8 protein-coding genes are annotated in these 11,666 nt (G+C 35.6%); 5 read left to right on the top strand and 3 right to left on the bottom strand.

Translation table 11 applies throughout. The annotated features are described in order from the left end of the window. The first annotated feature begins 90 nt into the window (after positions 1–90). Positions 91–4,887 carry an NAD-glutamate dehydrogenase gene (locus E2R68_RS09295; RefSeq protein WP_134277420.1) on the top strand — a complete coding sequence of 1,599 codons (4,797 nt, stop codon included), beginning with the start codon at positions 91–93 and terminating at the stop codon, positions 4,885–4,887. Positions 4,888–4,992: 105 nt separating this feature from the next. On the opposite strand, the gene tcdA is transcribed toward E2R68_RS09295, so the two are convergent. The 3 genes from tcdA to ilvC form a co-directional block, all read right to left on the bottom strand. Next, on the bottom strand, positions 4,993–5,784 hold the full coding sequence (tcdA, locus tag E2R68_RS09290) for a tRNA cyclic N6-threonylcarbamoyladenosine(37) synthase TcdA (RefSeq protein WP_134277419.1): 792 nt from the start codon (positions 5,782–5,784) through the stop codon (positions 4,993–4,995). Between the two features lie 136 nt (positions 5,785–5,920). Continuing rightward, positions 5,921–6,802 carry a 1-acylglycerol-3-phosphate O-acyltransferase, YihG family gene (gene yihG, locus E2R68_RS09285; protein WP_208380186.1) on the bottom strand — a complete coding sequence of 294 codons (882 nt, stop codon included), beginning with the start codon at positions 6,800–6,802 and terminating at the stop codon, positions 5,921–5,923. A 383-nt stretch (positions 6,803–7,185) separates the two neighbouring features. Further along, a complete protein-coding gene (gene ilvC / locus E2R68_RS09280) occupies positions 7,186–8,667 on the bottom strand; it encodes a ketol-acid reductoisomerase (protein ID WP_134277418.1) in 1,482 nt (493 codons plus the stop codon). Positions 8,668–8,969: 302 nt separating this feature from the next. Between ilvC and E2R68_RS09275 the strand changes: the two genes are divergently transcribed. The 4 genes from E2R68_RS09275 (at position 8,970) to E2R68_RS09260 (ending at position 11,530) form a co-directional block, all read left to right on the top strand. Then, on the top strand, positions 8,970–9,839 hold the full coding sequence (locus E2R68_RS09275; protein WP_134277417.1) for a sulfurtransferase: 870 nt from the start codon (positions 8,970–8,972) through the stop codon (positions 9,837–9,839). Between the two features lie 27 nt (positions 9,840–9,866). After that, positions 9,867–10,748, top strand: a complete 882-nt coding sequence (gene ilvY / locus E2R68_RS09270) for an HTH-type transcriptional activator IlvY (RefSeq protein ID WP_134277416.1) — start codon at positions 9,867–9,869, stop codon at positions 10,746–10,748. Between the two features lie 138 nt (positions 10,749–10,886). Beyond that, complete coding sequence (ubiK, locus tag E2R68_RS09265; RefSeq protein WP_134277415.1) at positions 10,887–11,156, top strand: ubiquinone biosynthesis accessory factor UbiK; 270 nt, start codon at positions 10,887–10,889, stop codon at positions 11,154–11,156. After that, positions 11,153–11,530 carry a DUF2750 domain-containing protein gene (locus E2R68_RS09260; protein ID WP_134277414.1) on the top strand — a complete coding sequence of 126 codons (378 nt, stop codon included), beginning with the start codon at positions 11,153–11,155 and terminating at the stop codon, positions 11,528–11,530. Before ubiK ends, E2R68_RS09260 begins: the two co-directional genes overlap by 4 nt. Positions 11,531–11,666: the final 136 nt, after the last annotated feature.

The following is an 11,666-nucleotide window of genomic DNA, read 5'->3' as shown; positions in this document are numbered from 1 at the left end:
CCTGCTTATTAAGTGATTGTATTGTTTATTTGTTTTTTTAATCTAGCTTTAATTAGGAGAAACAATATTAGCGATTAGACAGGTACAAAAATGAATATAAAACTAAACCAAAAGTCAGATATCCTAGAGCAAATATTCACACAATTAAAAACGCATTTTCCTTTGCGAGAGCAATCTTTAATCCAAAATTTTATTAATGCAATTTATCGAGATGTAAGCATTATTGATCTTACAACGATGAGTCCTGATGATTTAGCTGGGTTGACCGTCTCAATTTGGCGAGAAGTACATCAATGGAAAGGTGAAATTGCTAAAGTGAAAGTGTTTAATCCGGATGTTGAACAGGATGAATGGCAGTCGGCACATACAATTATTAGTGTATTAAGTAGAAACATTCCTTTTGTTATCGATACTTTAAAAATTATTTTAAATAAGCAAAACATTAAACTACATCGTATTTTTTATAGTGAAATTTGTAGTGAACGAAATGCGGCGGGTAAATTAAAAAAACTGAATGAAGATAATGACACTGAGCTGCTGCTGTATATTGAAATTGATCAAACCTCTTCTGCGACAGAGCGTTTAAATATACAGAAGAGTTTACAAAAAGCATTGTTAGATGTTTCTTTAGTGGTTGATGATTATCAGCAAATGATAAGTAAAGTTGATGAAGCAATAAAAGTGAGTGCAAAAGGCACTTGGGATATGCTTACAAAAGAGCATTTAATTGAACAACAAACATATCTTAGTTGGATGAAAGATGATCACTTTACTTTTCTAGCTTGTGACCAATTCACTGTAAAAGATAATACCATCAGCATTATAAAAGGTAGTCAGTTAGGTTTATTAAAGCACCAAGACTTTATGAATCATAAAACACAATTTGACTGCTTGAGTGAATTGCAACAACCTTCCTTAATACATTTTAGTAAAGCTTCTCAGCGGGCTATGGTACACAGGATTGCTTACCCTGATGTCATTTATATTAAACAGTTTAATAAACAAGGACAGTTGATTGGAGGGATCCGTTTTATAGGCCTTTATACTTCTTCTGTGTATAGCGGAAGCCCGTTAGGTATCCCAGTTATACGCCAGAAAATTAATCATGTATTAGCAGAGTCAGGGCTTAGTTTTGGCGGTCATTATTATAAAGAGCTAACACAAATTTTATCAACGTATGCAGTGGAAGATTTATTGCTATGCGATGAAAAAACACTACTCAACAATGTACTTGAAGTCTTACACGCTCAAGAAAGAAAAGAACTTAAGCTCTTTTTAAGAACCGATGGTAATAAGCGCTTTGTAACGGCTTTATTGTATGTTCCGCGTGATGTTTATAATACTGAGGTGCGATTAAAATTTGCAGAGTTATTGTCGCGCACTATGCCAATAGCAGATAGTGACTTTCAAACGTATTTAAGTGAATCTAACTTGGCTCGTTTACGTTTAGTGATCCACCTTGATAAACCTTATCAAGGTGAATTGGAAGTGGATGCAATACAACTACGCATGCAACAAATTATTAAAGCTTGGCATGAAGAGTTACAAGACTCGTTAGTTGAGCATTATGGTGAGGCAAAGGGCGTTAAACTGATCCGTAAATATCAAGTTGCATTCCCAAGTAGTTATCAAGAAAGCTTTAGTTCTAGAGTTGCGGTTGCTGATATTGAAAGAATTGAGTCTTTATTTAGTTTAGATAATCACTCAATGAGATTACATTTTTATCGCTCACTTGAGGCTAATAATAGTGAGTTAAAATTAAAGTTATTCCATCAACATGGCGCATTATTGTTATCTGATTTGATCCCTATTTTAGAAAATCTGGGGCTGAAAGTTGCACAAGAATACCCTTATCAAGTCTCTCCCTTTGGTGAAGAAGCTTTTTGGCTATACGATTTCACCTTACTTTATATCGACCATAATGAGTTTGACCCGGAGCATTACAGCCACCTATTAGCCGATGCCTTTTTAGGAACTTGGTATAACAAGGTTGATAATGACCCCTTTAATAAACTGATATTAGGTGCTGGCATTGGCTGGAGAGATATAGCCATGCTTCGTGCTTATGCAAAATACCTAAAACAAATTCGTTTTGGTTTTAGTCATTTTGCCATAGCAAGAACACTGCTTGATCACTGTGATTTAGTGAAAAAAATTGTCGCTTTATTTCATGCGCGATTTAATCCAGAAAAATGCGTTAGTCTGGAGCAACAAGCTGAGTTAGAAAATAAAATATTGGAGTCTTTAAATGCAGTAAGCAACCTGAATGAAGATAGAGTATTACGTAAGTATGTTGAATTAATTATGGCAACATTACGTACTAATTATTTTCAAAATACAGATGCTGTTGTAGGGGAATATAAAGACTACATTAGCTTTAAGTTCGATCATAAAAAAATAGGCGATATCCCATTACCGCGCTTGAGTTATGAAGTATTTGTTTATTCTCCTCGATTTGAAGGGGTACACCTACGTGGTGGCAATGTAGCTCGTGGAGGATTACGTTGGTCGGATCGTGGGGAAGATTATCGTACTGAGGTGTTAGGATTAGTTAAAGCACAGCAAGTAAAGAACTCTGTGATTGTACCTGTTGGTGCAAAAGGTGGGTTTGTTGCTAAAGAGTTAACTGCAGCAATGGATAGAGATGCTTTCATGCAGGAAGGTATTGCCTGTTACAAGATGTTTATTAGTGCTTTGTTAGACATTACAGATAATCTTGAAAATGAGACGCTATTACCTCCTAGTCAAGTGGTTCGTTATGACAATGATGACCCTTATCTTGTGGTTGCTGCTGATAAAGGAACCGCCACTTTTTCTGATATAGCGAATGAGTTGGCTACGGATAGAAAATTTTGGTTAAAAGATGCTTTTGCTTCTGGCGGTAGTAATGGTTATGACCATAAAAAAATGGGAATAACTGCGAAAGGTGCTTGGATTAGTGTGCAGCGTCATTTCAGGGAGCTTGGGGTTGATGTACAGGAAGAGCCTATTTCTGTTATCGGCATTGGTGACATGGCAGGAGATGTGTTTGGTAATGGCATGTTATGTTCTAATAAAATAAAACTACTTGCTGCTTTTAATCATCTACATATTTTTATTGATCCAAATCCAACACAATTAGATGATTGTTTTAATGAGCGTCAGCGTTTATTTGACACTCCAAGAACCAGTTGGTCTGATTATAATCAACAACTGATTTCTGCTGGTGGCGGTATATTTGAACGCTCTGCTAAATCCATTGTTGTTTCTCCTGAGATGGCTAAAACCTTTAACATCAAACAAGCTAAAGTGACTCCTACAGAATTAATTTCTTTTCTATTAAAATCTCCTGTTGATTTACTATGGAATGGTGGCATTGGTACTTATGTGAAAAGTGAACAAGAAAGCCATGCAGATGTAGGTGATAAAGCCAACGATACATTACGAGTTAATGGCTCTGAATTACGTTGTAAAGTGATTGGTGAAGGTGGAAATTTAGGCATGACACAAAGTGCCAGAATTGAATATTCACTATTAGGCGGGAAGTGTTTTACCGATGCGATTGATAATGCAGCAGGAGTAAATTGTTCAGATTTAGAAGTTAATATTAAAATCCTATTAGATAAATTAGTGTCAAAAGGGGACTTAACGGTTAAGCAACGTAATGTTTGGTTACAAAAAATGACAGGGGAAGTTTCAGCTTTAGTGCTACATAATAATTATCGTCAAGCGCAAAGTATTAGCCTCTCTTTTAAACATGGACATAAACGAATTGAAGAGTTTAGAGGATTAATTGATAACCAAGAAGAGAAAGGAAAGTTAAATCGTGCATTAGAATTCATCCCAACGGATGAAACGATCACAGACCGAAAAAATGCGGGTGTCGGTTTAATGAGACCTGCTATTTCAGTGATGCTTTCCTATGCTAAAAATGAAATGAAAGAAGAACTCGCAAAGGCAAAAATTGCAGAGGATACTTATTTAGCAAAAGAAGCTGAAAAAATATTTCCCGCTGAGTTAGTTAAGTCTTACAAAAATGAAATACATGAGCATCCGCTATTATCAGAAATAGTAGCGACTCAAGTAAGTAATGATTTATTTAATGTTATGGGGGCAACTTTTGCTTATCGTATTATGTCTAGTACGGGCTGTTCATTTTTAGATTTAGCTAAAGCCTGGGTGGTTGCTAGAGATATCTTTGAGTTACCTGAATTATTAGCTGAGATTGAATCTTTAGATAATAAAATAGATAGTGCAGTTCAAGCGGAACTTATTTATAAATTAATGCGAATGGTACGTCATGCTTCTCGTTGGATCATTAGAAATGATCGTGGGCAGATGGATTGTGCATCGTTAATTAAAAAGTATAAATCACCATTGCACACAGTGAAATCTAACTTACTAACGCTATTAAGTGAGCAAAATTTACAACAACGTAAACAAGAGTTAAGTGCAGTACAAAAACAAGGTGTACCTGAGTCGCTAGCAGAGAGGTTAAGTAGTACAAAACAATCCTACGCATTACTTAATATTATTGCTGTTGCTAATAAACTTAAGGTTGATGCTCAGTTGGCGGCACGGGTCTATTTCTATAGTGAAGAGCAGCTAAAATTAACTGATATTGCAATGCAATTAAACTTATTACCCGTTGATAGTCATTGGCAGTCACTAGCAAGAGAAGCAATGCGAGATGACTTAGAGTGGCAACAAAAGCGTATTACCAAAGCGGTACTATTGATGTTGAAGGATAACAATGTTGAACAAGCATATTCAAATTGGCAGACTCAACATCAGAGCTTAGCTATTCGTTGGCACAAAATGGCTGATGCATTATCAGCAATTAGTGTTCCGGAATTCAGCATGTGCCAGGTTGCTCTTAGGGAGTTGTTAGATCTTTCTAAAAGTTAACTATAAATAGTTAAAATATAAGCAGTTACACAGTTTTTATTACAGTTTCTAACGATGTGGATCATTAAAAATTCGCATCGTTATTTTTTTGATTGTGAAAAATCTTTATTTAATGAGCTTTGCTTTATCTGCTATTTTTTTAAGAATAAAAGCACTACCAATAAAAGCAAAACTTGCAGTTACCATTGTTGAGGCTCCAAATCCGCTTGCACAATCCATTTTCATATTGCCATCTGATTCTGCTTTTTCTTTACAAACTTCCCCATTCATATCTGGGTAACTTAGTTGCTCTGTTGAAAACACACAATCTACACGGAATTTTCTTTTAGGGTTTTTGCTGAAATTAAAATGACGACGTAATTCAGAGCGAACTTTAGCTGCTAATGGATCTTGAATGGTACGCGCTAAGTCAGTGACTTGAATTTGTGTTGGATCTAATTGCCCGCCAGCTCCACCACAAGTGAGTAAAGGGTATTTATTACGTTTACAGTGAGCGACTAAGGCGACTTTTGCATGGATACTATCGATAGCGTCAAAAATATAATCAAATTTATTTGAAAGGTATTCAAAGCAATTTTGCTTATCAATAAAGTCATCAATGACGGTAACTTCAATGTCTGGGTTAATTGCTTTGCAGCGTTCAGCAATCACTTCTGCTTTTAATTTTCCGATATTTTGTGATAGTGCATGAATTTGTCTATTACTGTTGGTAACACAAATATCATCCATATCAATTAATGTTATTTTTCCAATACCAGAGCGAGCAAAAGCTTCGACAGCCCAAGAGCCGACACCACCAATACCTATTACGCAGATATGACTTTGTTGAAATTTAGTAAGTGCTTTGCGGCCATATAAACGTTGAATACCGCCAAAACGTAATTCATAAGATGACATGTTTTACTCCATAGTGAAGCGGCGTATTATAGCGTTTTTTTATGATGATGATATATCTAAGAAACGGAGAGTTATTTAAATATGAGTTATTTTTTCAGCCAAAAAATTATATTTTTTGGCTGAAATACATAGACAGTTAATCGTTTTTGTATATATCTTTTAATCGTTGGTCTTTCTCAAACCAGATATTATTTAAGTACTCTCTTAATCTCGCTTTTGCTTTAGGTGTGTTTTCTTGTGCAGGTGATAATGCATCATTAATATCAAGTGTTCTGATATGCACATCAATACGTGTCAGCTTACCCATTAATAGATCTTTAAAAGGTGTTTGGGTATTTTCAGGGTAAGCGATAGTGACATCTATAATTTTATCAAACTGTTCTCCCATTGCTTGTAATGCGTAATTAAAGCCACCAGTCTTTGCTTGTAATAAATGCTCGTAGGGGGAGTTTGTTTGTTGTTTTTTATCATTAGTAAAACGAGTGCCTTCTGCGTAATTTACTACGGTAGTAGGTATATGTTGAAATTTATTACAAGACTTACGAATAGAGTCCATATCTGAAAAACGCTTTTTAGGATTTTTCATTAATTGTTTCTTTGATAAGCGCTTAATAAAAGGCATATCAAGTCCCCAACAAGCTAATCCAACAAATGGCACATAAAGCAGTTCTTGTTTTAAGAAGAATTTGGGCATTGGAATTTTATCTTTAAACACACTACATAAAATAACAATATCAGCCCAGCTTAAATGGTTGCTGAGCATTAAGTACCAGCCATCTTTTTTTAATTCAGCTTCATTATTAATCTTCCATTCGATACGATTAAATTTTTGCAGCATAAAATAATTAAATGTAGCCCATCGCCACATGCTTTTATTTGCTAAACGAGAAAAAAATAATTGAGAAGACTGCCAAGGAAAAATGAACTTTAGAATTGCACAAATGGAAGTAGTGATGGAAGTCATCATGGTATTCAATGTCACGAATATGACACTAATAATTAATAATAAATATGGCAACCTTTTTCCCTCTTCAATTTTAAAGTAAACACTAAATCAGTGAGTTATTTTATAAATTAAAATAAGCCTGTATTTGTTGAGGATTTTATAAAAAGGAATAACCATTAAAGATCTTGTAGATCTTTAATTTAATGCCAGATAGAGGGTTAACATGGTTAATCTCTTGAAAGGTATAAAATCATGGTTTCAACGTATTTGTATTTACAGCATAGATTCACATTAAAAATGTAATGTAATAGTTATAAATTATATAAGTTAGGTTACGCAAAAAAAAGAAGTTATTAAGGTAAAGAAGATGATTTTTTATTTTTAATAAAACAAGATCAAAAAAGCCAAGCAAATGCTTGGCTTAATTAAATCTAGCTTTTAGCTACTTAGCTCTATTAAGAAGCTTCAACGATAGTTTTCATATCTGTCATGTAACCACGTAGTTTTTTACCTACAACTTCTACAGGGTGATTACGAATCGCGTCGTTAATTTCGATTAAACGCGCGTTATCAACAGAGTTAGTTTTCACTGTTAATGGCTTACCTAGGAACTCAGGGCTCATTGCTTTAACGAAGTCTGCTAATAGTGGTTTAGCAGCGTGGTCAAATAGGTAACAACCGTATTCAGCTGTATCAGAGATAACAACGTTCATTTCGTAAAGTTTCTTACGTGCGATTGTGTTAGCAATTAATGGTGTTTCATGTAGAGATTCGTAGTATGCAGACTCTTCGATGATACCTGATGCAGTCATTGCTTCAAATGCTAGCTCAACACCAGCTTTAACCATTGCTACTAAGAAGATACCGTTATCGTAGAACTCTTGCTCATCGATTTCCATGTCACCAGCTGCTTGTTTTTCGAAACCAGTTTCAGCTGTCGCTGCACGCCATTTAAGTAGGTTAGCGTCATCGTTAGCCCAGTCTTCCATCATTGTTTTAGAGAATTCACCTTCAATGATGTCATCCATGTGCTTGTTGAATAGTGGACGTAGGATCTCTTTAAGTTCTAAAGACATATCGTATGCTTTAATTTTAGCTGGGTTAGATAGACGATCCATCATGTTAGTGATGCCGCCGTATTTTAGACCTTCAGTGACTGTTTCCCAACCGTATTGGATTAGTTTAACAGCGTATGCTGGGTCAATACCGTCAGCAACCATTTTGTCATAACCTAAGATTGCACCAGTTTGTAACATACCACATAGGATAGTTTGCTCACCCATAAGGTCAGATTTCACTTCAGCAACAAAAGAAGACATTAGTACACCAGCACGGTCACCACCTGTACCTGATGCGTATGCTTTAGCCCATGCAAGACCGTGACCTTGTGGGTCATTTGCTGGATGTACAGCGATTAAAGTCGGAACACCAAAGCCACGTTTGTATTCTTCACGTACTTCAGAACCAGGACATTTAGGTGCACACATGATAACAGTGATGTCTTCACGAATGATTGTACCTTCTTCAACGATGTTGAAACCATGAGAGTAAGCTAGTGTTGCGCCTTCTTTCATAAGAGGCATAACCGCACCAACTACTGCAGTGTGTTGTTTGTCTGGTGTTAGGTTACATAGAAGATCTGCTTCTGGAATCAATTCTTCGTAAGTACCTACTGTAAAACCGTTTTCTGTTGCATTTTTCCAAGATTGACGTTTTTCTGCAATAGCACCTGCACGTAAAGTGTAAGAAACATCAAGACCTGAATCACGCATGTTTAAACCTTGGTTCAAACCTTGTGCACCACAACCGATGATAACTATTTTTTTGCCTTTTAATGCTTCACAACCGTCAGTAAATTCACTGCGATCCATAAAGCGACATTGACCTAGTTGATGTAATTTCTCACGTAGAGGAAGAGTATTAAAGTAGTTAGCCATCTAGCTGTGCTCCAGAATAAATTAATTAAGTAAGACGTTTACATTGTTAACGTCATGTTTACATTTCGAATGCAACTATAACGTATAACTTATATTGCGCAAAATGATATATTAGCAATGTTATGTTGCAATATGTGAAATTACAAATGAGGCATATTGCACATTTTGAAAATGAATAATATTTTTATTAAGTAACTGTGAGCATAAGCAGAAATTGATTTCTTATTTACTTCTATTATTAAAATTAGTTATTTTTTATCATCAATTTATTTTGTTCTAACTTATTGTTATAAAGGGGTTATATGTCTTCTGTTGTATTGCCAAATGATTTGGTCTCTGTCCAATGGTTAGCTGAACATTATGGTAGCCCTAACTTAATTTTATTGGATGCAAGTTGGCATATGCCAATGACTCAACGGGATGGGCATTTAGAGTGGTTAAATGAAAGAATTGATAATGCTATTTTTTTTGATTTTGATCGGGAAGTTTGTGATCAACAAGCGAGTTTACCCCATATGATGCCAACACCGCAGTATTTTGAATTATCTGCGCAACTACTGGGTATTAATAATGATAGTGCGGTCATTGTTTACGATAGCCTAGGCATTTTTTCTAGCCCAAGAGTATGGTGGATGTTTAAAGTAATGGGGTTTGACAATATAGCCGTACTTGATGGAGGCCTTGAAGCCTGGAAAGCAGCGGGATTTCCAACCAATAATTTACCTCCTTTTTCTGAAAAGCGTAAGCAAGGAAATTTTAAAGCTGTTTATCAAGCAGAATTAATTAGTAATAGAGAGCAAGTCTTTGATGCAATTAATCGCGAAGATGTAGCTATTCTCGATGCTAGACCTAAAGGGCGTTTTTTAGGCCAAGTGCCTGAAGTTAGAAAAGGACTACGCCGAGGTCATATACCTTCTGCTATGAATTTACCTATTAGTGAAATATTAGATAATAAGACCATGAAGAATGCTTATCAGTTGGCTAAAATATTTGAAGCATTAATGCCTAAAAAACAACGAGTTGTTTTTAGCTGTGGTTCAGGAGTGACTGCTTGTATTCTTGCATTAGCAGCCAAATTGGCTGGTTACACAGCATTAAGTGTTTATGATGGTTCTTGGAGTGAGTGGGGGGCTGATGATACATTGCCAGTGGTACAATATTTGAATCAATAATTAAGCAATTTAGGTTTATTAAATTAGATGGATATTAAATCTCTACAAACTTTTGTGCATCTCAGCCAAAGTTTGCATTTTTCAAAGACAGCCCAAGCAATGCATGTTAGTCCTTCTACATTAAGTCGGTTAATTCAACGCCTTGAAGATGAACTTGGTGCGGGGTTATTAATTCGAGATAATCGTTCCGTTTTATTAACTGAAGCAGGTCTTGCCTTTAAACAATTTGCACTTCAGCAAATTGAACAGTGGGAGTTGTTAAAACATTCTATTTCACAACGGACGAATGATTTAGAAGGTGAAATTAATCTATATTGCTCTGTAACGGCTGCTTATAGCCACCTGCCTCCTATACTTGAACGCTTTAGACGTAATCATCCAAATGTTGATATTAAATTAACGACTGGTGATAGTGCGGTTGCGATAGAGCAAATTATGCAACATCAAGTTGATTTTGCGATAACAGCTTACCCTGATAATTTTCCTGCTAGATTACATTTTATTCCATTAGCTGAAATACCATTATCAATCATTGCTCCTACTATACCTTGTGCAGTTACTCAATTAATGAAAGCAACGCCTTTGGACTGGAAGCATGTGCCATTCATTTTGCCTGAACATGGTGCTATTCGACGTCGATTTGATACTTGGTTCCGCTCATTAAAGTCAGGAAAACCACAAATTTATGCCAAAGTGGCAGGCCATGAAGCCTTGGTTAGTATGGTTGCTTTAGGTTGTGGTGTAGGCATCGTACCAGATGTTGTTATCGAAAACAGCCCGGTAAGAGATCGTGTGCAAAGTTTGTTAGATGTTGGTGAGATAGCTTCATTTAACTTAGGTGTCTGTTGTTATAAAACTCGATTAAATGAACCACTTATTAAAGCATTTTTAAATTGTGTTCAAGAATAAAAACGTTCTTCATTCTAATTTATCTTTTTTATTAGCTGTACTGCTTATCTTAATTAAAAACTAAAGCAGACAAAGATATTCTCATAGAAATAATAGTGAGTGGCGTTTACAATACCCCCATTAATTAAGGAGCTTTTTATGTTTAACCCACAGAAATTAGAAGAAATCGCAAAACAAGTCAGTGATGCAATGCCTGAAGGTGTAAAAAGCTTTGGTAATGACGTTGACCGTAAGATCAAACAAGTGTTGCAAACACAACTTGGTAAATTAGATATGGTGAGTCGAGAAGAGTTTGATGTGCAAACACATGTGCTATTACGTACTCGTGAAAAATTGACTGAAATGGAAGAAAAGTTTGCGCAGTTAGAAGCGAAATTAATTGCTAACAATGAACAGGAAAACAAATGAAAGAGCAATATTTAAAGCGTGCAGAATTATTTGTTGAGCAAGTTGCTGCGGAAGGTGAACTATTTGGTTTATTTGATGAAACTCATGGTTGGGCTAACTGCCATGCTCATGATAACAAAGATGCAACTGCCGTTTATTTGTTTTGGTCTAAAGCAGCAGATGCTGAAAAATTAAAAGCAGAAGAGTGGGCTAATTATAAAGTTGAACCTATTGCCCTTGATGTGTTTTTTGATTCTTGGTTAGACGGCATGCAAAAACAACAAGTGTTTGCTGGTGTTAACTGGGATGAAGAATTGTGCGGACTAGAAGTTGAAGCGATGGTACTTAAGAATGCTTTGGTGGAACGTTTCCAAACGATTGATGAAGCTGAATAATATTTAATATAAACTTGGCTTAAAGTTAATGCTATTCACCTAAAGTGAATAGCATTTTTTTTGGGCTAATAATTCAGTTACAGATACACAATAAATAATGAAGCTAAAAAAATACCATTTACATAAGTAAATGGTA

Origin of the sequence: Psychromonas algarum, assembly GCF_004376845.1 — a bacterium.
In the GTDB taxonomy this organism is placed as follows: Bacteria; Pseudomonadota; Gammaproteobacteria; order Enterobacterales; family Psychromonadaceae; genus Psychromonas.
The sequence above is the reverse complement of the archived record's forward strand: the minus strand, read 5'-3'. Positions and strand labels throughout refer to the sequence as shown.

Excerpts from the sequence above, each read along its gene's own strand:
- E2R68_RS09295 (WP_134277420.1), top strand. The coding sequence starts at position 91 with ATGAATATAAAACTAAACCAAAAGTCAGATATCCTAGAGCAAATATTC.
- tcdA (WP_134277419.1), bottom strand. The coding sequence starts at position 5,784 with ATGTCATCTTATGAATTACGTTTTGGCGGTATTCAACGTTTATATGGC.
- ilvC (WP_134277418.1), bottom strand. The coding sequence starts at position 8,667 with ATGGCTAACTACTTTAATACTCTTCCTCTACGTGAGAAATTACATCAA.
- E2R68_RS09275 (WP_134277417.1), top strand. The coding sequence starts at position 8,970 with ATGTCTTCTGTTGTATTGCCAAATGATTTGGTCTCTGTCCAATGGTTA.
- ilvY (WP_134277416.1), top strand. The coding sequence starts at position 9,867 with ATGGATATTAAATCTCTACAAACTTTTGTGCATCTCAGCCAAAGTTTG.
- ubiK (WP_134277415.1), top strand. The coding sequence starts at position 10,887 with ATGTTTAACCCACAGAAATTAGAAGAAATCGCAAAACAAGTCAGTGAT.
- E2R68_RS09260 (WP_134277414.1), top strand. The coding sequence starts at position 11,153 with ATGAAAGAGCAATATTTAAAGCGTGCAGAATTATTTGTTGAGCAAGTT.